The 19280-nt window shown below is 66.3% G+C and carries 15 protein-coding genes; 7 read left to right on the plus strand and 8 right to left on the minus strand.

The genetic code is table 11. The annotated features are described in order from the left end of the window. Nucleotides 1–31: 31 nt before the first annotated feature. The 3 genes from HTY53_RS03560 to HTY53_RS03570 all read right to left on the minus strand — a co-directional run bounded on the left by HTY53_RS03560 (nucleotide 32) and on the right by HTY53_RS03570 (nucleotide 3606). Nucleotides 32–1741 (minus strand): NADH-ubiquinone oxidoreductase-F iron-sulfur binding region domain-containing protein, encoded by a 1710-nt coding sequence (locus tag HTY53_RS03560; protein WP_174105102.1) that lies wholly within the window; start codon nucleotides 1739–1741, stop codon nucleotides 32–34. Between the two features lie 615 nt (nucleotides 1742–2356). Beyond that, complete coding sequence (locus HTY53_RS03565) at nucleotides 2357–2569, minus strand: hypothetical protein (RefSeq protein WP_174105103.1); 213 nt, start codon at nucleotides 2567–2569, stop codon at nucleotides 2357–2359. Between the two features lie 128 nt (nucleotides 2570–2697). After that, nucleotides 2698–3606, minus strand: a complete 909-nt coding sequence (locus HTY53_RS03570) for a LysR family transcriptional regulator (protein WP_174105104.1) — start codon at nucleotides 3604–3606, stop codon at nucleotides 2698–2700. A 295-nt stretch (nucleotides 3607–3901) separates the two neighbouring features. On the opposite strand from HTY53_RS03570, the gene HTY53_RS03575 reads away from it, so the two are divergent. Beyond that, entirely contained in the window at nucleotides 3902–4861 is a 960-nt protein-coding gene (locus tag HTY53_RS03575; RefSeq protein ID WP_174105105.1) for a LysR family transcriptional regulator, read from the plus strand. 130 nt (nucleotides 4862–4991) lie between these two features. Beyond that, nucleotides 4992–5300 carry a LysR family transcriptional regulator gene (locus HTY53_RS03580; RefSeq protein ID WP_174105106.1) on the plus strand — a complete coding sequence of 103 codons (309 nt, stop codon included), beginning with the start codon at nucleotides 4992–4994 and terminating at the stop codon, nucleotides 5298–5300. Nucleotides 5301–5528: 228 nt separating this feature from the next. Here the strand turns inward: HTY53_RS03580 and HTY53_RS03585 are convergent, their stop codons facing one another. The 5 genes from HTY53_RS03585 to HTY53_RS03605 all read right to left on the minus strand — a co-directional run bounded on the left by HTY53_RS03585 (nucleotide 5529) and on the right by HTY53_RS03605 (nucleotide 12203). Beyond that, nucleotides 5529–5795: a hypothetical protein gene (locus HTY53_RS03585; protein WP_174105107.1), complete on the minus strand. Its 267-nt coding sequence runs from the start codon at nucleotides 5793–5795 to the stop codon at nucleotides 5529–5531. Between the two features lie 47 nt (nucleotides 5796–5842). After that, nucleotides 5843–6616: a fumarylacetoacetate hydrolase family protein gene (locus tag HTY53_RS03590; RefSeq protein ID WP_174105108.1), complete on the minus strand. Its 774-nt coding sequence runs from the start codon at nucleotides 6614–6616 to the stop codon at nucleotides 5843–5845. 222 nt (nucleotides 6617–6838) lie between these two features. Next, entirely contained in the window at nucleotides 6839–8968 is a 2130-nt protein-coding gene (locus tag HTY53_RS03595; protein WP_174105109.1) for an acetate--CoA ligase family protein, read from the minus strand. Between the two features lie 79 nt (nucleotides 8969–9047). Then, entirely contained in the window at nucleotides 9048–10277 is a 1230-nt protein-coding gene (gene frc / locus HTY53_RS03600; RefSeq protein ID WP_174105110.1) for a formyl-CoA transferase, read from the minus strand. 171 nt (nucleotides 10278–10448) lie between these two features. Beyond that, the gene (locus HTY53_RS03605; protein ID WP_174105111.1) at nucleotides 10449–12203 is read right to left on the minus strand and encodes a thiamine pyrophosphate-binding protein; all 1755 of its coding nucleotides are present in this window, start codon (nucleotides 12201–12203) and stop codon (nucleotides 10449–10451) included. 427 nt (nucleotides 12204–12630) lie between these two features. On the opposite strand from HTY53_RS03605, the gene sucC reads away from it, so the two are divergent. From sucC to HTY53_RS03630, 5 genes are all read left to right on the plus strand, one after another. Further along, on the plus strand, nucleotides 12631–13839 hold the full coding sequence (sucC, locus tag HTY53_RS03610) for an ADP-forming succinate--CoA ligase subunit beta (protein ID WP_174105112.1): 1209 nt from the start codon (nucleotides 12631–12633) through the stop codon (nucleotides 13837–13839). 1 nt (nucleotide 13840) lies between these two features. After that, entirely contained in the window at nucleotides 13841–14716 is an 876-nt protein-coding gene (sucD, locus tag HTY53_RS03615; protein ID WP_174105113.1) for a succinate--CoA ligase subunit alpha, read from the plus strand. A gap of 476 nt (nucleotides 14717–15192) precedes the next feature. Next, the gene (locus tag HTY53_RS03620) at nucleotides 15193–16242 is read left to right on the plus strand and encodes a methyltransferase (protein ID WP_217435488.1); all 1050 of its coding nucleotides are present in this window, start codon (nucleotides 15193–15195) and stop codon (nucleotides 16240–16242) included. 204 nt (nucleotides 16243–16446) lie between these two features. After that, nucleotides 16447–18018, plus strand: a complete 1572-nt coding sequence (locus HTY53_RS03625) for an FAD/NAD(P)-binding protein (RefSeq protein WP_174105114.1) — start codon at nucleotides 16447–16449, stop codon at nucleotides 18016–18018. Nucleotides 18019–18059: 41 nt separating this feature from the next. Further along, the gene (locus tag HTY53_RS03630) at nucleotides 18060–19271 is read left to right on the plus strand and encodes a cytochrome P450 (protein ID WP_174105115.1); all 1212 of its coding nucleotides are present in this window, start codon (nucleotides 18060–18062) and stop codon (nucleotides 19269–19271) included. Nucleotides 19272–19280: the final 9 nt, after the last annotated feature.

Consider the following 19280-nt stretch of genomic DNA (forward strand, 5'->3'; position numbering starts at 1 on the left):
TCGTACGGCTTGTTCGTGCAACGCCTTGCGCTCAGGCCAGCTCGTGCGGGAAATAGCGGATCACGCAATCGATCGGATTGGGCGCGGCCTGCCCCAACCCGCAGATGGAGGCGTCGCGCATCACCGCGGACAGGTCGGCCAGCGCCTCGCGGTCCCACTGCGGCTGCGCGATCAGCTGCACGGCCTTGGCGGTGCCGACGCGGCACGGCGTGCATTGGCCGCAGGACTCGTGCGCGAAGAAATGCATCAGGTTGCGCGCCACGTCGACGGCGCGATCGCGGTCCGACAGCACCACCACCGCCGCCGAGCCGATGAAGCACCCATGCGGCTGCAGCGTATCGAAGTCCAGCGGGATATCGCCCATCGACGCCGGCAGGATGCCGCCCGATGCGCCGCCCGGCAGATAGCCGTAGAAACGGTGGCCATCGAGCATGCCGCCGCAATACTCGTCGATCAGTTCCGTGATCGTGATGCCGGCCGGTGCCAGGTGCACGCCGGGCTTTTTGACGCGACCCGATACGGAAAACGAACGCAGCCCCTTGCGCCCGTGCCGACCCTGGCCGGCGAACCACTCCGGTCCGCGTTCGAGGATGTCGCGCACCCAGTACAGCGTCTCGAAGTTGTGCTCGAGCGTCGGCCGGCCGAACAGGCCGACCTGCGCGACGTACGGCGGCCGCAGCCGAGGCCAGCCGCGCTTGCCTTCGATCGATTCGATCATCGCGGACTCTTCGCCGCAGATATAGGCGCCGGCGCCGCGCCGCAATTCGATCGGCGGCAGGTCGGCGCACGGTGGGTCTTCGCGCAGCCGCCGCAGTTCCTCGGTCAGCAGCGCGCGGCAGCCGGCGTACTCGTCGCGCAGGTAGATATAGATCGCATCGACCTGCACCACCTGCGCGGCGATCAACATGCCCTCGATAAAGCGATGCGGATCGCGCTCCAGATAGAAGCGGTCCTTGAAGGTACCGGGCTCGCCTTCGTCGATATTGACGGCCATCAGCCGCGGGCCGGCCTCGGCCCGCACGATGCGCCATTTGCGTCCCGTCGGGAAACCGGCGCCGCCGAGGCCGCGCAACCCCGCATGCTCCATCGTCGCGATCGCATCGTCGGTGGACAGCGCGCCTTCGGCCACCGCACGCAAGGTCCGGTAACCGCCCTGCTCGCGATAGGCAAGATAGTCAACGTACGGCTCGGGCTCGTGACGCACCGCACCCGCCGCGACGCGCTCCACGATCGCTTCCGCACTGGCCTGGTCCACCGGATTCTGTCCGACCAGTGCCGCCGGCGCGCGCTCGCAGCGGCCGATGCAGGGCGCGGCCACCACGCGCACGTCGGTGCCGAGCAGCGCGGGCAGTCTGGCCAGCAGCGCTTGCGCACCGGCCATCTCGCAGGCGATGCCCTCGCAGACGCGCACGGTCAGCGCGGGTGGCGGCGCGATGGTCCCGTCGGCATCCTCGCGCACGACGTCGAAGTGGTGATAGAAGGTCGCGACCTCGTAGACCTCCGCCTGCGAGATCTTCATTTCCGCGGCCAGCGCGGCGAGATGCGGCGCGGCCAGTTGGCCGTAGCGATCGTTGATCGCATGCAGATGCTCGATCAGCAGGTCGCGCCGGCGCGGCGCATCGCCAAGCAACGCGCGGACTTCTGCCAGCGCGGCAGGATCGACCTGCCGCCCCTTGGGCTGTCGGCGCTTGCGCTGCCGGCCAATGCTGTCTACCGGAATGGGGATCACGACCTGATTCATGGCGATCTCTGTTCGTTATCGTGGATGCCTGGGGGAAAGCGGCGCGGGGACGTCGCCGGGTCGATGATAGCGCCATCGGCCGTGGCGCCTCCCCGACGGCGCGCCGGGGTGTCCTCCGCGCGGCCTTGGCGGCGTCCATTAGTGTTATACGGTATGTGATATATCAAAATGGTCAAGGCGTTTCGCGGCGAGAAGCCTCGTCTGCCGGCAGAAGCGGCGCGCGGAATCCGTATGCGCGGCGCGCGACGGCGGCAGCGATTGGTGCGCATTGGGCATCGATGCGGACACGAATTCCCTTTGGCGAGGCTCGACAATTCAGGGACTTTGCTCGCGCTCGCGCATCAATACGCATGCTCGGCCGATATGGCGAATCGCGTGGCGTCGAGTAGCGCGGTGGATGGCAATGGGAGGAAACCGACGACGTTGCCTCGGGTAAATCCCTAGCGGCAGGGAGCACGAAGGCGAACGGTACGGCGATGTCCTGAAACTGAAAGGAGGAAGGAAAGGCAGGACAGGAAGGAGGGGAATGCGGAAGCAAGCCGCTGGCCACAGGGCCGAACCGTCCGTCGCTATCGGACGTCGGGACGACCGGCGGCGTGGCCAGCGAACTTGTGATCAGGCATGGGTCAGCACGAACTGGCCGGCCGCCTTGTGCGCGTCTTCGCCGGCGTCCTCGTCGTGGGAGGCACTACCGAAGCCGGCGAAGCGGCCATGCGCCTGGGCGCGCAGCAGCGCCGGTGCCGGCAACGAGGTCGCGAGCAGCACGGTGGCGGACACGCCAAGGGAGAACAGGCCAAGCGACAGCAGGGTCAACAGGGTGGTTTGCATCAGGACACTCCGATAAGACATCAATCAAGGAGTGACCAGTATATGGTGCAACGCACCAGATGTAAATATTCTGTATGTAATATATCAGAAAGCGCCCTTTTCTGTCGTTCCCGTGCCACAGGCTGCCGTTATCCAGTCTTCAACGCCACATCGGGACCCTCCTGTTCTGCGATGACGCGCCAGATCGCGGCCGCATTCGGCTTCAGCGATCTGCCTTTGCGGCGCACCAGCACCACCTGCATCGCGGCGTGCGGCCGCAGCGGCAGCAGCACCACGCCGGGCGGGACGCCGGCGGCGCGCGCCCGCGATGGCACCACGCCCAGCCCTTGCCGCCGCGCGACCATGCCGAGCACGGCGCAGAAATGCCCAAGGGGCCGATACACCCGCGGCCGCACGTGGTAGGCCGTCATGGCGCGTTCGATGGCCACCAGCATGCCCGACTGCCGGTCGAGCCCGAACAGCTGCGCATCGTTGAGATCGCCCCATCCCAGCGCCTCGCGCGACGCCAGCGGGTGGCCGCCAGGCAGCACGGCGTGGAAGGTCTCCTCGTACAGCAGATCGAACTGCAGTTCGGCGCAAGGCTCGGGGTCGCTGACCACCGCGAAATCGACCTCGCCGCCGCGCACCGCATGCAGCGCCGCTTCGGGCCCGACATCGCGCAGCACGATATCGATGTCGGGCCACGCGCTCTGGCAAGCCTGCAGCCAGGCTGGCGCCAGCATCGAAGACAGCATGGGACCGACCGCGAGCTGCACGCGCCCATGCGCCGGACGCGCGCTCGAGTGCGTTTCGTGCAGGGTCTGTTCGACCTCGTCGATCAAATGGCAGATCCGCTCGGACAGCAGCGTGCCGGCTTCGGTCAGCTCCACCTGACGGGTGGTGCGGTCGAACAGCCGCAGGTCGATCTCCTCTTCGAGCTCGCGCACGCTGCGGCTGACGGCGGATTGCGTCAGGCCCAGTTCGGCGGCGGCACGGGTGAAACTGCGATGCCGCGCGACGGCGGCGAAGGCCTTCAACTGCGGAAGCGAGACATTCATCGTGGTCTCCTCTGGCACCGCATGCCTCGTGGGCACGCGGCCGCTGCGGTCGCCGCCGGCGTGGGCCGGCGGGGCAGCGCTGTGCTTTTTTATGTCGCCACGGTCGTCCGGCAGGGGTGCGCGGGCGCCGATGGGTCCTTCGATGCTAGTGCAAACGACTATCCACGACGCCTTAACTTTTTTATTAAGATCATTGACGACCGTCTATGGATGGACGGCGACGCCATCGCCATGCCGCGATGCAACGCGACCCCATACGCGCTCATCAGCGTCGCGCTGACCGAACGAGGCCGCCATGAAAAATGCCACGCTGCGCCAGCTGAAGGTCTTCGAAACAGTGGCCCGTCACCTGAGTTTTTCGCGCGCGGCCGAGGAATTGCATCTGACGCAGCCCGCAGTGTCGACGCAGGTGCGCCAGCTCGAGAACCACGTCGGCCTGCCGCTGTTCGAGCAGCTCGGCAAGAAGATCTACCTGACTCCCGCCGGCACCGAGATGCTGCACTACAGCCGCAGCATCATCCAGCAGTTCCGCGAGGCCGAAGACGCGATGGCACAGCTCAGCGGCATCGCGGGAGGCCGGCTCAATATCGCGGTGATCAGCGCGGGCGATTACTTCTTCCCGCGCGTGATCGCCGAATTCATGCGGCGGCATCCCGGCGTGACGCTGAACCTGGCGGTGCACAATCGCGAGGAATTGCTGCACCAACTGGCCGGCAACCTGACCGACCTTGCCGTGATGGTGCGCCCGCCGGCCGGCATGGACACCGTCAACGAATCGTTCGCGCCCCACCCCTACGTCATCGTCGCCGCGCCCGACCATCCGCTGGTCGGCAAGCGCAACGTGCCGCTCTCCGCGCTGTCCGACGAGGCCTTCATCTGCCGCGAGAAAGGCTCGGACACCTGGAACTCGATGCAGGAGGGCTTCGCGGCCCGGCTGCAGAACCTGCGCATCACGATGGAGATCAAGAGCACCGAGACCATCAAGCAGGCCGTGATCGCCAATATGGGCATCGCCTTCCTGTCCGCCCACACGGTCGCGCTGGAATTGCGCACCGGCCATCTTGCGGTGCTCGACGTCGAAGGCTTTCCGGTGATGCTGAACTGGTACGTGGTCCATCGCAAGAACAAGCGGCTGCCGCCGGTCGCGCTGGCCTTCAAGCATTTCCTGCTGAGCGAAGGCGCGGCGCAGATCGATCGCATCACCGCGGTCGACGGCCTGATTCGCGGCAAGGGTGCGGCCACCGCCCGCTCATAGCGCCAGCGTGCGGCAGCGTCGATGCATAAACGATGGCTTATGGTTTTGCCGACGAACTTCAATTGTTATTAATCGTTCCCGCCCCCTATTCTGCCCGCATGTCCCACCGCACCGGCATAGGAGAGCGACCATGGAACAAGCGCAGATCGAACGGCAGAACGACGTCCCCGCCGCAGCCGCGGACCCGCAGTTGCCGGTACAGGCGCAACTTGCCGCCTACAACTCGGCGTTCGTCGAACTGGAGTTGCCCTTTCACTGGGACGAGGCGATGTATCGCTGGCTGTGCGGCGTGGTCGATTGCGAGCGCACCCAGATCGCGCACTATATCGAGACCTATCACGCGCATCTGCTGACGGCCTATGACGCGCCGTTTCTGAGCCAGCTGATCCTGGAGAAGAAGAACGGGTATCTGGAAGCGATGGGCCGGCGCGTCAGCTGAGCGCCGAGCCGCGGCCCGAGCCGCATCACGTCGTTCCCGCGCAAGCGGGACTCCAGCATCGAGAACGAATGCCATCGGCTCTCCGGCCGCGCGGGGACCCGATGGCTCTCTTCAACGGGCTGCCTTCTGCTGGCTCAAGTCCGCTGGCTCAAGTCCGCTGGCTCAAGTCCGCTGGCTCCCGTCTGCTGGCTACCTTCGCTGCCCCCCCTTCCGCTGGCTCCCTTACCCTTACTTCGCCCCGGACGAGCGCGCGCCGCGCACACCCGCCCGCGCGCCGATCGCGATCCCCGCTGCCGCTACCGCGGCCAGCGCCGATCCCGCCAGCACCACCATCGGGCCGTTGCCGCCGGACAGCCAGGCGGTCGCCATCGCAAGCCCCAATCCGCCGAGGCATCCCGCATGCAGCCCATATGCACCGGTGTGCCCGAAGCCCGCCAGGCCGGCCAGCATCGATGCGCCGGCCACCAGATAAGCCAGTTCTTGCGGGTCCATCATGGCAGGCCTCCATCGCGAGCGAGGCCGGCGGCGCGTTGCCGCGCAGGCTAGCCGCCGACCGGATTGACCAGCGCACCGATGCCTTCGATGCGCACTTCCACCACCGCGCCCGCCTTCATCGAGCCCACGCCGAGCGAGGTGCCGCAGGCGATCACGTCGCCGGGCATCAGGGTCATGTCGCGCGACAGACGGCTGACCACTTGCTCGGGCGTGAAGATCATGTCGTCCAGCGGATAGCGCTGGCGCTCGGCGCCATCGAGCCGCGTGACCACGCTGGCGTCGCGCCAATCGAAGCCGGTGACGATCGTCGGGCCGATGCAGCCGAAGGTATCGAACCCCTTGGCGCGGCACCACTGCGGAAAATTCGGGTCTTCGGCGATCAAATCGGCCGCGGTGACATCGTTGACCACCGTATAGCCGAAGATATGCGCGGCCGCGTCGGCCACCGGCACATCGCGGCATACGCGTCCGATCACGATGCCCAGCTCGCCTTCGAAGACGATCTTGCCCCCATAACCGACCGGCCGCACGATCGTGTCGCCCGGGCCGGCAAGCGAGGTGCCTGGCTTGATCAGGAACAGCGGATGCGCGGGCTCAGGCTTGTCCAGCTTGCGGGCCAGCGCATGGAAGTTGTTCCACAGTGCGACGATCTTGGACGGCTCGCATGGGGCGAGCAGGCGCACCTCGTTGCGCGGGAACGAAACGCCGGTGGGGTTCGGCGAGGCGTAGCCCGGGCCGTCGTATTCGAACACCCGCTCGCCATCGAGCCGGCCCATCCGTGGCCGGCCATCGCCGGCGTCGAAGCGAATCCAGGTTTGCATGGGGTCTCCTGTGGCGGGTGGTTGTTATCGGCGGTGTTGGGGCGCTGCCCTCTCCCCCGGCCCCTCTCCCGCGAGCGGGAGAGGGGAGAAAACACCGGGCTGCCGCAATCACGATCAGCATGCGCCGACCGCTCTCCCCTCTCCCGCCATTGCGGGAGAGGGGCCGGGGGAGAGGGCAAGCGGCGCCTCCCAACGCCGCCGCTCTCCCCCGTCGTCGCAGAGTCAGATCTTGCCCGCGCCCCGCGCCCACTTGTACTTGGCACCGAGCACCGCGACCGGGATCTCGGTCGAGTACGCGTAGGCCGGCACGCCGTGCTGGTACAGGTATTCGGCGGCTTCCTCGACCTGCACGTCGCCGGCCAGCGAGGCCACGATCGGCTTCTCGATGCCCCTGGCCGCCATCTCCTCCTTGACCTCGACCACCAGCTTGGCGAACACCATCGGCGGCGTGATGATCGTGTGCCAGTAACCGAGGATGATCGCGTGGATGCGCGGGTCCTCCAGCCCCAGCTTGATCGTGTTCCGATAGGTGGTCGGCGGCTCGCCGCCGGTGATGTCGACCGGATTGCCGGCCGCGCCGAACGGCGGGATGAACTTGCGGAAGGCAGCGTCCAGATCCTCCGGCATCGTCATCAGCGACAGCCCGTTGTCGACGCAGGCATCGGACAGCAGCACGCCCGAGCCGCCCGCGCCGGTGATGATCACCACGTTCTCGCCCTTCGGCGTCGGCAGCTTCGGAATGCCGCGCGCGAACTCGAGCAGATCGCGCAGCGAGCGGGCGCGAATCACGCCGCATTGCTTGAAGACGTCCTCGTAGATCCGGTCGTCGCCCGCCAGCGCGCCGGTGTGCGAGCTGGCGGCGCGCGCGCCCAGGCTGGTGCGGCCGGCCTTGAGCACCACCACCGGCTTGACCTTCGACACGCGGGCCGCCGCCTCGGCGAACGCGCGGCCGTCCTTCAGATCCTCGCAATGCTGCGCGATGATCTCGGTCTCGTCGTCCTGCTCGAAGAAGGTCAGCAGATCGTCTTCATCGATGTCGGACTTGTTGCCCAGGCCCACGATGGCGGACACGCCCATCTTGGCCGAGCGCGAGAAGCCGATGATGGCCATGCCGATGCCGCCCGACTGCGAGGACAGCGCGGCCTTGCCCTTGACGTCATAAGGCGTGCAAAACGTCGCGCACAGGTTCTTGGGCGTGTAGTAGAAGCCGTAGATGTTCGGCCCCATCAGCCGGATGTTGTGCTTGCGCGCGATCGCGACGATCTCCTCCTGCCCTTCGACATTGCCGGTCTCGGCAAAGCCGGACGGAATCAGCACCGCGCCGGGAATCCCCTTCCTGCCCACCTCCTCCAGCGCCTGCGCCACCAGCTTGGCGGGGATCGCGAACACCGCCACATCGATCTCGCCGGGCACGTCGAGCACGCTCTTGTAGGCGGTCATGCCCATGATCTCTTCGGCCTTCGGGTGGATCGGATAGATCTTGCCCTGGTAGCCGCCGTTGATCAGGTTCTTCATCACCGAGTTGCCGATCTTGCCATCCTCGGACGAGGCGCCGATCACCGCGACGGTGTCGGGCCGCATGATGCGGTTCATCTGCGCGACGATCTGCTCCTGCGTCGGGCGATAGCGCTGCGGCTGCGGCGCGTGATCCAGCACGATGCGCACGTCGGCCGCGATCGCGCCGCTCGGGCTCGCGAAGACCGGGTTCAGGTCCAGCTCGGCGATCTCGGGGAAGTCGGTCACCAGCTGCGACACGCGCTGGATCATGTTGGCCAGCGCCGCGCGATCGACCGGCTCGGCGCCGCGCACGCCCTTGAGCACCTGCGCGGCGGCGATGCCGTCGAGCATGCCGAGCGCGTCCTGCTCGCTGGCCGGCGCCATGCGGAAGGTGATGTCCTTGAGCACCTCGACCAGCACGCCGCCGAGGCCGAAGGCCACCAGCTTGCCGAACGACGGATCGGTGACCGCGCCGATGATGACCTCCTGGCCGCCGCCGATCATCTTCTGCACCTGCACGCCGACGATGTCCGCCTTGGCGTTGTAGCGCTTCGCGTTATCCAGGATGGTCTGATAGCCCTGCTCGACCTTCTGCGCGTCGTCCAGGCCCACCAGCACGCCGCCGGCCTCGGTCTTGTGCAGGATGTCCGGCGACACGATCTTCATCACCACCGGAAAGCCGATGCGGCCCGCCAGCTCGACCGCCTCGGCCGGCGACGTCGCCAGCCCTTCGCCCGGCACCGCAATGCCGTAGGCATCGCAGACCAGCTTGCCTTCGGGTGCGGTCAGTGCGGTGCGTCCCTGTTCCTTGGCGGTGGCGAGAATATTGCGCACCGCGTCCTTGTCATACGCCATGTCAGACCTCCATTGGGTCATGGTTGCAGCGGAGTTTGCGAACGAAGGGCGGCACCGGGCCGCCCAGGGCAAGGCGACGTCAGACTGCGCCGGCCGCGCGCAGCGCCTCGATCTGCGCGGGCGTGCGGCCCAGCCACTCGAGGATCTCGGTGGTGTGCTCGCCCAGCAGCGGCGAGCGATCGACCTGGACCGGGGATTCCGACAGGTTGATCGGACAGCCGAGCTGCACATAGCGGCCGCGCTGCGGGTGATCGACCTCGACCAGGTAGCCGCGCTCGTACAGCGAGCGGTCCTCGATCAGGTCCTTCATCGACAGGATCGGGCCGCACGGCACGTCGACCTCGTTGAGCGCTTCCATGACCTCGAACTTGGTGCGCGTGCGCGTCCATTTCTCGATGATCGAGAAGCATTCGGGCAGGCATTTGAGGCGGGCCTCCGGCGTGGCGAACTGAGGATGCGAGATCAGGTCCTCGCGCCCGCACAGCCGCATCAGCGGTTCCCAGCCCTGCGGTTGCACGATCACGTAGACGTAATCGTTGGCCCCGCCCGGTGCGCAGCGCAGCGCCGCGCCCGGCTGCCCGCCGCCCGAGGCATTGCCCGCGCGCGGCACGTAGTCGCCGAATTCCTTGTTCGGGTACTCGCGCAGCGCGCCGGCCGCCAGGCGCTGCTGATCACGCAGCTTGACGCGGCACAGGTTCAGCACCGCGTCCTGCATCGCGACCTCGACGCGCTGGCCCTTGCCGGTCTGCTCGCGCTGCAGCAGCGCCGCCAGGATGCCGATCACGCAGTGCACGCCGGTGCCCGAATCGCCGATCTGTGCGCCGGTCACGGTCGGCGGCCCTTCCTCGAAGCCGGTAGTCGATGCCGAACCGCCCATGCATTGCGCGACGTTTTCGTACGCCTTGCAGTCGGCATACGGCCCGGGGCCGAAACCCTTGATCGACGCGTAGATCAGCCGCGGATTGAGCGCGCGCAGCCGGTCCCAGTCGAAGCCCGCGCGATCGAGCACGCCCGGGCCGAAGTTCTCGACCAGCACGTCGCAGCGTTCGACCAGGTCCTCCAGCAGCGCCTTGCCTTCCGGCGTCTTCATGTTCAGCGTCAGGCTGCGCTTGTTGGAGTTCAGCATCGTGAAATAGAGGCTGTCGGCGTTTGGCACATCGCGCAGCTGGCTGCGCGTGATATCGCCCCGGCCGGGCAGCTCGACCTTGATCACGTCCGCGCCCAGCCACGCCATCAGCTGCGTGGCCGAGGGCCCCGCCTGCACGTGCGTCATGTCCAGGATGCGTACTCCTTCCAATGCCTTGCTCATGGCGTCGTCTCCTCGCCTCTATGGTGTGATCGTGGGTTGCTAGGGAGCCAGGTCCGCGCGGCCGATGCAGCGAGGGCGTGCGCCGCCCGCCGGATGCGTGGGTCTTGCGCAAACCCGCGCATCCGGTACCGCTCGCCGCGATCGCGCTGTCGGCCGGTGGCCGGCCGCCGGCTACTTGTACATGGTCTGGTTCTTGGTGCCCGGGGCGTATTCGCGCGGATCGACCCAGATATTGATCACCGCGGACTTGCCGGTGCGGGCGATCGACTCGCGTCCGCGCTGCAGCGCGCCGGCGATCTGCGCGGGATCCCGTACCTCCTCGCCGTAGCCGCCGAGCATCTGCGCGAACTGGCTGAACGGCACGTCGGACAGCAGGTTGCCGACGTTGCCGCGCGACTCGCCGTACTTGGCCAGCTGCCCGTAGCGGATCTGGTTCATCGCCGAGTTGTTGCCGATCACGGCCAGGTACGGCACGCCGAAGCGGTTGGCGGTCTCCATGTCGAAGGCCGTCATGCCGAAGGAGCCGTCGCCGTAGTAGCACAGCACCTCCTTGCCCGGATTGGCCAGACCCGCGGCGATGGCAAAGCCGGTGCCGACGCCGAGCGAGCCCAGCGCACCCGGATCCATCCACTGGCCGGGATTGCGGGGCCGCACCGCCTGCGCGGAGATCGTGACCACATCGCCGCCGTCGCCGATGTAGATGGTGTCTTCGCCGAGGAAGTTGTTCAGCTCGTAGGCGACGCGATACGGATGGATCGGCGTGTTCTCCGACAGGAACAGCGGCATCAGCTTCTCGGTGGCCACGCCCTCCGCCTCGGTCAGGTCGGCCATCCACTTGCGGCGCGCCTGGCGCTTGTCCTGCTTGATGCGCGCGGTGGCGGCCTGCAGCACGGCGCCGAGAATCGCGCCGGGATCGCCGACCAGGCCCAGATCGATCTCGCGGTTCTTGCCGACGGTGCGGTAGTCCATGTCGATCTGCACCAGCGTCAGCTCCTTGCTGATGCGCTTGCCGTAGCCCATGCGGAAGTCGAACGGCGTGCCGACGATGACCAGCACATCGGCATTGGCAAACGCCTGCGAGCGGGTGCGGTCGAAATGATGCGGATCGCCCGGCGGCAGCAGCCCGCGGCTGGCGCCATTGAAATAGCCCGGGATATCGAGCCCGCGCAGCAGCGCGATCGCTTCCTCGTGGCCGCGTGCGGTCCACACCTGCTGGCCGAACAGGATCGCCGGACGCTCGGCGTTGACCAGGATGTCGGCGAGCTTCTCGATGTCGCGCGGATCGCCGATCGACTTGGTCGAGGCGCGATAGTGGCCGGGGCGCGGCACCACCGCGCGCGCGACGTCGACCTCGCGGTCCAGCACGTCGCGCGGAATCTCCAGATAGGCGGGCCCGGGCGCGCCGTTGAAGCACTCGCGCGCGGCCATCGAAATCATGTCGGCGACGCGCTCGGTGCTCGGCACGGTGGCGGCGAACTTGGTAATCGGCGCCATCATGTCGACGTGCGGCAGATCCTGCAGCGAGCCCATCTTGTGCTGCGTCAGCGCGCCCTGCCCCCCGATATGCAGCACCGGGCTTTCGGAGCGGAAGGCGGTGGCGATGCCGGTCACGGCATTGGTGCAGCCCGGCCCGGCCGTCGTCACCACGCAGCCAAGCTTGCCGGTCTGGCGCGCATAGCCGTCGGCCGCATGCGCCGCGACCTGTTCATGACGTACGTCGATGATGCGGATCCCCTCGTCGACGCAGCCATCGTAGATGTCGATGATATGGCCGCCGCATAGCGTGAAGATGGTATCGACCCCTTCGTTCTTCAGCGCCCGCGCGACCAGATGGCCGCCCGACACGATGCCGGCATCCCGGCTCTTCTGCTTCAGGGTGTCATCGGCCGTCGTCGATTCCGGCCGCAGCGATACGACTGCAGACATGTGTTGGTCTCCTCGTTGGACTCCGGGCGGCCCCGTGGTATGGGCACGCACCGCTTCACCTTCTTCTCGGCAGGGCTGCCGGCTTGCGACGCGAATCGATCGTTTCGGGCGATCTTGATGACATACCGTATGTGATATATCAAAGGTGAGCAAGGAGAAAATGTGGGAGAGACGCCGACTTTCGACGACGCAACGCAGCAAAACGGCCGTTTTCGTGCCGATAAATTCGGCCAACTTCTATAAACACTGCCGCTCAGTGGTGGACTGCATCAATGCTGGATGTGATTGGGGACGTGGGTTCGAGCACCAAATATTTCGCCTTGTTGTGTCTTGATATATTACATACCATATTCACGCAGGCGCCCGGCGCAATGCCGCCCCATCCTGTCAGCCACCACAACGACGTATCCAAACCAGTGAGGAGACAGTGAACATTCACGAATATCAGGCCAAGGAGTTGCTGCGGCGCTACGACGTCGCCGTGCCGCGCGGCGCGGTTGCGTTCACGCCGGACGAGGCAGCGAACGCGGCGCGCACGCTAGGGGGCCCGCTGTGGGTCGTCAAATCGCAGATCCATGCCGGCGGTCGCGGCGCCGGACGCTTTCAGAACGATCCCGGCGGCAAGGGCGGCGTGCGCGTGGCACGTTCGCTCGAGGCCGTGCGCGAGGAAGCCGGCAAGATGCTCGGTGCGGTGCTGGTCACGAAGCAGACCGGCGCTGCGGGGCGGGAGGTGCGGCGCCTCTATATCGAGGAAGGCTGCGACATCGCACGCGAGCTCTATTTCGGCATGCTGATCGACCGCGCGACGTCGCGGATCACGCTGATGGCATCGACCGAAGGCGGCATGGACATCGAGGAAGTGGCCGCGCACACGCCGGAAAAGATCCTGAAGCTGGCGATCGATCCGGCCACCGGTATCCAGCCCTTCCACGCGCGGCGCCTGGCCTTCGGGCTCGGCCTGCGCGGCAAGCAGATCGGCGAGGCCACGCGGCTGTTCCTGGCGGCCTATCGCGCCTTCACCGAACTGGACGCGTCCATCGTCGAGATCAATCCGCTGGTCGTCACGCACAGCGGCCACGTGATGGCGCTGGACGCCAAGTTCAACTTCGACGACAACGCGCTGTTCCGCCATGCCGATATCGAGGCGATGCGCGACGAGGCCGAGGAAGACCCGGCCGAGACCGAGGCCGCGCGCCATGCGCTGAACTACGTCAAGCTCGACGGCAATATCGGCTGCATGGTCAATGGCGCCGGCCTGGCGATGGCGACGATGGACATCATCCAGCTGCACGGCGGCAAGCCGGCCAACTTTCTCGACGTCGGCGGCGGCGCGACGCGCGAGCGCGTGGCGGCGGCGTTCCGGCTGATCCTGGCCGACCGCAATGTCGAAGGGATCCTCGTCAATATCTTCGGCGGCATCATGCGCTGCGACGTGATCGCCGAGGGCGTGGTCGCGGCCGCGCGCGAGGTCGACCTGACCGTGCCGCTGGTGGTGCGGCTCGAAGGCACCAACGTCGACCTGGGCAAGGCCATCCTGCGCGATTCGGGATTGCCGATCGTCTCGGCGGACGACCTCGCCGATGCGGCGACCAAGGTGGTGGCTGCCACGCAGGGCAAAAAACGCGGAGGACATTGAAATGGCCGTGCTGATCGACAACAACACCCGCGTGCTGTGCCAGGGCCTGACCGGCGCGCAGGGCAGTTTCCACACCGAACAGGCGCTGGCCTATGGCACGAAGATGGTCGGCGGCGTGACGCCCGGCAAGGGCGGCGAATCGCATCTGGGCCTGCCGGTGTTCGACACGGTGGCCGAGGCGGCCGAGCGTACCGGTGCCCAGGCCTCCGTGATCTACGTGCCGCCACCCTTCGCCGCCGACGCGATCCTCGAAGCGGTCGACGCCGGCCTCGAGTTGGTGGTCTGCATCACCGAGGGCATCCCGGTGCTGGACATGGTGCGCGTCAAGCGCGCGCTGTCCGGCTCGCGCACGCGCCTGGTCGGTCCGAACTGTCCCGGCGTGATCACCCCGGGGCAATGCAAGATCGGCATCATGCCGGGCCATATCCATCGGCCCGGCAGGATCGGCGTGGTGTCGCGCTCCGGCACGCTGACCTATGAAGCGGTGGCGCAGACCAGCGCGGCCGGGCTCGGGCAGTCGACCTGCATCGGCATCGGCGGCGATCCCGTCAACGGCACCAACTTCATCGATTGCCTGAAGCTGTTTCTCGAGGACGACGACACCGAGGGCATCATCATGATCGGCGAGATCGGCGGCTCGGCGGAGGAGGAAGCCGCGCAGTTCCTGCGCGAGTCCGGCAGCGACAAGCCGGTGGTCGGCTTTATCGCCGGCACCACGGCGCCGCCGGGCCGGCGCATGGGCCATGCCGGTGCGATCATCTCGGGCGGCAGCGGTACCGCCGACGCGAAGATCGAGGCGATGCGCGCGGCCGGCATCCACGTGCCGCGCTCGCCGGCCGAACTGGGGCAGACCATGGCGAAAGCCCTGAACAGGTAGCACAGGCGGTCTTGCCCCCCAACGAGCCGCTGCCGTTGCCGCGCAGCGGTGGCGGCTCGCCCGGTTTTCCATTCCCTGACATTCCCTGTCATTCCCCTCCAGCGCTTCGGCGCTTCGGCGCTTCGGCGTACCGACCTGTGCCACCGGCATCCGGGCGCCAAACCCTCCTCGCCGTTTTTCGCCATCCGCCATATCGGCGCGAATGGTTATATCGCGACGGCTGTCATCCCGGCGAAATGCGAATCGCGTATGGAAACCATACAAGCTCGCGACATGCAGAGGAAAATTTTCAAGTCTGCTATAGAAAATTCCGACTTCTGATGCAGAGGTGGCGTGCCTTATGATCAGCGCACAGTCACGGCAGCATTTAAAAACCGGATAAAAAATGCTGTGATCTGTATTTCCGATATATCTATATCGCCCGCCGTTTATTGCCGCGCGGGATATACCGACACGCTCACACAAAGGGAATCGACATGGACATGCTCGCCGTGCAACGCGACCTCGCCATCCAGACCGAAGACAAATCCGGCCTCTATGTGCTCGATATGGCGATGGGGTACTCCGTTCAGGCCGCGCTGCGCGTTGCCGCGATGCTGGGTCTTGCCGACCATCTTCGCGATGGCCCGAAGACCGCCGCGGAGTTGGGCGCGGCAACCGAGTCGGAGCCGCGCCGGCTGACGCAGGTGCTGCGCCTGCTGTGCACCAGGGAGGTATTCCGCGAAGATGAACAGGGCCGCTACCACCTGACACCGGCCGCCGAAAACCTGCGCAGCGACCATCCCCGCTCGTTGCGCGACGCGGTGATGATGATCACCCATCCGGCACTGTGGAACTCGGCCAGCCAGCTGATCGAGACCGTCAAGGGCCGCTCCGCCTTCAAGAAGTCGTCCGGCATGTATTTCTGGGAATACTGGGCCAAGGCCGAGCAGGACCAGGAACACTTCGATGTCGGCATGCGCTCGATGTCGCTGCCCGAGAACGAATTCCTGCTCGCGGCCTGTGAATTCCCCGAACATGCGACCGTGGTCGATATCGCCGGCGGCCAGGGCGGCATGCTGCTGCGCGTGCTGCAGCTCAATCCGACCGTGCGCGGCATCCTGTTCGACCAGCAGCACGTGCTGCCCAAGCACCGCCTCGGCGAGCTGGGCGACGACAGCCGCTGGCAGCTGGCGGCCGGCGACTTCTTCAAGGAAGGCGACATTCCGGCCGGCGCTGACATCTACACGGCCAAGTACATCACGCACGACTGGGCGGATGCCGACGCCATCCGCATCCTGCGCAACGTGCGCAAGGCAATGACCAAACCCGGCAGCAAGCTGCTGGTGATGGATGCCGTGATCGAACCGGGCAGCAACAAGCCCGATACCGGCAGGGTGATGGACGTGGTCTGTGCGGCCATCTACGCCAGCATGGAGCGCACCGAGGAAGAACACCGCCATATCCTCGAACAGGCGGGATTCCGGCTGAATCGCATTATCGACACCGGCATGTATATCAAGGTGGTGGAAGCGATTCCGGTCTGATTTCCATCTGACAGCGGCGCAGGCGTATTGCCTGCGCCAATTCAGGGCGGTGCCAATCGAATTTCGGCCGCGCAATATGCGGCCGGGGGATTCCATTGTCCTCGATAATCGGATCGATTGAATATCCGATGATTCAACTCAATCGACAACAATAAAAACAATGGCATCGCAGCGAGAATTATTTCATTTCCATTCGAGCCGATAATGAATAGTCTTGCGCAAAGGCGTCTGGCGATCGTGGGCGGCGGCGCAGCCGGGGTCGCCATGTTCATCGCCGCGGTTCAGCGGGGAACTGCGGACCGCATCTTCGTCGTCGAGCCTGGCGTCATCGGGCCGGGCGCCGCGTTCTCTCCCCCCGATCATGATCTGATTTGCAACACCTCGGTCGACATCATGTCGATCGTGCCCGGCAAACCGCTGGACTTTCTCGATTACCTGACGGCCAACGGCCACGCGGCGACCGCGGAAAGCTTCGTGCCGCGCCGGATCTACGGCGACTATCTGGCCGATCGGTTTCATCGGTATGCGAGGCTGGCCCGGGCGCGCGGCATCGAGGTCACCCATCTGCCATATCGCTTCCGGGCGCTGAAGCGGCTCGGCCATCGCCGGTATGCGCTCGAATTCGAGGACGCCGTCACCGCCGCGGAGCCGATCGTTTCGGATGTCGTCTTCTGCATCGGCGGCGGCTCGCCGCGCCTGCCCGAGGCATTTGCCCCGCATCGCGGACACCCGCATCTCGTCCGTTGCCCATACGACGAGGCGGAAATGCGGGCCAAGGTCCCGCCGCGGTCGCAAGTGCTGGTGATCGGCAGCAAGCTGTCGGCGATCGATGCCACGCTGCTGCTATGCCGGGCCGGCCATCGCGTGACCATGCTGTCGCCGTCGGGGCGGCTTCCGGCCGTGCGCGCCCGCTTCATGTGGGGCAACGAAGTCCCGATCGATGCGAACGGCCTGTTGCAGGCGATGACCCGCTGGGACGGGCCTGCCGACGCGCCCTTGCCCGGCGCGCTCGGGTTCGGCTATCGAAAGTACTTTGCACGCGCGGTCCGTGCCTGCACCGGCCGATCCTGGCGCGCGCAGTTTTCGCTGGCGGAGCGGGCCGACCAACGACTCCGCGAGGACATCGCGATTGCGGAGCACGGCGGCACAGTCTGGCAAGACTGGGTCGTCAAGTTCGTCAACACGGCCAACTCGCTCTACCTGGACCACGGCGAGCGACGCATCGGCGGATTCCATCCCGAGTTCGGTTCGCTTCTGTTCGAATACCTGACCGCGGCGGCACTGCCCAATGCCAGGAAGATCCTGCGCTATCTGGAAAGTGGGCAGCTGACCGTCGAACGAGGCGAACCGCGCGATGTCGCGGCGGAACACGGCGGCCTGGGATGCTGGCGCATCGATTGGGGCGGCGGCGAACAACACTTCGATGCGGTGGTCAATGCAGCCGGATTCCACGCGCCCTGCTTCGCGCTGAACGTCGATGGCGAGATCGAGGCCCAGTCCGACGGACGACGCGCCGTCGCGCCGATCCGGGCCTCGACCGACCTGTCCGCCCGGATTGCCCAATGGGGCAACACGGAGAACATCTGGCTCACTGGCGCGTCGCTGCAAGGGCGGCTGCTGACCGCCAGCGCCATCTTCATCATCACGAGCCTGGCCGACCGGATCGCCGCCGCGATGCTGCGCCCGCCTTTGCGCAGCAACGTCGACATCGAACCGCGCGCTGCCGGTCTCGTGCTGGCCCCTGCGGCCGCCACCGCAATGGCAACACGCCTCTAGCGCGCATTTCGACACGCTTCCCCCATTTGCGAGCCACCACCATGGACATGCTGACCCGACCGGACCTGTCGTCCGACCAGTTCTTTGAAGACCGCTACGCAAGCTACCGCGTGCTGCGCGATCGCTTCCCGTTCTTCGATACCGAGATCGATGGCGAGCCCTGCGTCGTCATCACACGCCATGCGGACGTCGACCAGGTGCTGCGCCACCCGCTCGTCACGGCCCAGCCGGAGCCGGGCAAGTTTCCGGCCCGTGTGGGCAACGGTCCGGCCGCACGGCACTATCGCGAATCGCTGCCGAGCCTGGACCATCCGGAACATACGCGCATTCGGCGGATCCTGACGCCGGCGTTCATGCCCAAGGCCGTCGCGAAAATGCGCGAGCGCATCGAGCGCGCGATCGAGCGTCATCTGGACAGGCTGGCGCAGGAGTCCGAAGCCGATTTCATCGATGTCTTCGCCCAGCCGCTGGCGATCGAGCTGGCCAGTTTGCTGATGCACATGTCGATCGAGCAGGCGACGCAGGTATTGGAGCGTTCGCAGGAACTGATTGCCGTGCTGGGCGTGACCAGCATGGGCGAAGGCGCGCTCGAGGCAGCGGACAAGGCCGGCAGCTATTGCCAGGCTTATGTGGACGACGTGGTCCAGGCGCTGAAGCGGCAACCATTGCCTGCCGACGATTTCGTCGGCGTGATGCTGGCGTCCGAAGGCAAGGAAGGAGGGATGACGCGCTCCGAGATCGTGACGACCATCATCGGCGTGATCATCGCGGCCTACCATACGTCGAAGGCGATGTTCGCGACGACGACGCTGGCCTTGCTCAGACATCCAGACCAGAAAGCGCGGCTGGTTGCCGATCCCGGCCTGGCCCGTTCCTGCTGGGAGGAGGGTCTGCGGTTCGACGGGCCGGTGCATTTCATGCACCGGTATGCGAGCCAGCCGATCACGGTCGGCGACAGGGTGCTCGAGCCCGGACGCCGCCTCGTGGTCGGCCTGCAGGCCGGCAACCGCGACGAGCGGCGTTTCCCGGAGCCGGATCGCTTCATCATCGACCGCACCGACAATCGGCACCTCGCCTTTGCCGGCGGCCCGCATTTCTGCATCGGTGCACAGCTCGTGCGGCTCGAAGGCGAGCTGCTGTTTCAGCGGCTGTTCCAGCGTTTCCCCAACATGGCGCTCCAGGGCCTGCAGTACGCGCCGATTCGGGATATCTCATTCCCGATGCTGCTCAAGCTGACGGTCTCACTGCGCTGAGGAGCGGGC

Origin of the sequence: Cupriavidus gilardii (assembly GCF_013314895.1) — a bacterium.
Classification (GTDB): domain Bacteria; phylum Pseudomonadota; class Gammaproteobacteria; order Burkholderiales; family Burkholderiaceae; genus Cupriavidus; species Cupriavidus gilardii_C.

Excerpts from the sequence above, each read along its gene's own strand:
- HTY53_RS03560 (WP_174105102.1), bottom strand. The coding sequence starts at position 1,741 with ATGAATCAGGTCGTGATCCCCATTCCGGTAGACAGCATTGGCCGGCAG.
- HTY53_RS03570 (WP_174105104.1), bottom strand. The coding sequence starts at position 3,606 with ATGAATGTCTCGCTTCCGCAGTTGAAGGCCTTCGCCGCCGTCGCGCGG.
- frc (WP_174105110.1), bottom strand. The coding sequence starts at position 10,277 with ATGAGCAAGGCATTGGAAGGAGTACGCATCCTGGACATGACGCACGTG.
- sucD (WP_174105113.1), top strand. The coding sequence starts at position 13,841 with ATGGCCGTGCTGATCGACAACAACACCCGCGTGCTGTGCCAGGGCCTG.
- HTY53_RS03565 (WP_174105103.1), bottom strand. The coding sequence starts at position 2,569 with ATGCAAACCACCCTGTTGACCCTGCTGTCGCTTGGCCTGTTCTCCCTT.
- HTY53_RS03620 (WP_217435488.1), top strand. The coding sequence starts at position 15,193 with ATGGACATGCTCGCCGTGCAACGCGACCTCGCCATCCAGACCGAAGAC.
- HTY53_RS03595 (WP_174105109.1), bottom strand. The coding sequence starts at position 8,968 with ATGGCGTATGACAAGGACGCGGTGCGCAATATTCTCGCCACCGCCAAG.
- HTY53_RS03590 (WP_174105108.1), bottom strand. The coding sequence starts at position 6,616 with ATGCAAACCTGGATTCGCTTCGACGCCGGCGATGGCCGGCCACGGATG.
- HTY53_RS03630 (WP_174105115.1), top strand. The coding sequence starts at position 18,060 with ATGGACATGCTGACCCGACCGGACCTGTCGTCCGACCAGTTCTTTGAA.
- HTY53_RS03625 (WP_174105114.1), top strand. The coding sequence starts at position 16,447 with ATGAATAGTCTTGCGCAAAGGCGTCTGGCGATCGTGGGCGGCGGCGCA.
- HTY53_RS03580 (WP_174105106.1), top strand. The coding sequence starts at position 4,992 with ATGGAACAAGCGCAGATCGAACGGCAGAACGACGTCCCCGCCGCAGCC.
- HTY53_RS03575 (WP_174105105.1), top strand. The coding sequence starts at position 3,902 with ATGAAAAATGCCACGCTGCGCCAGCTGAAGGTCTTCGAAACAGTGGCC.
- HTY53_RS03605 (WP_174105111.1), bottom strand. The coding sequence starts at position 12,203 with ATGTCTGCAGTCGTATCGCTGCGGCCGGAATCGACGACGGCCGATGAC.
- HTY53_RS03585 (WP_174105107.1), bottom strand. The coding sequence starts at position 5,795 with ATGATGGACCCGCAAGAACTGGCTTATCTGGTGGCCGGCGCATCGATG.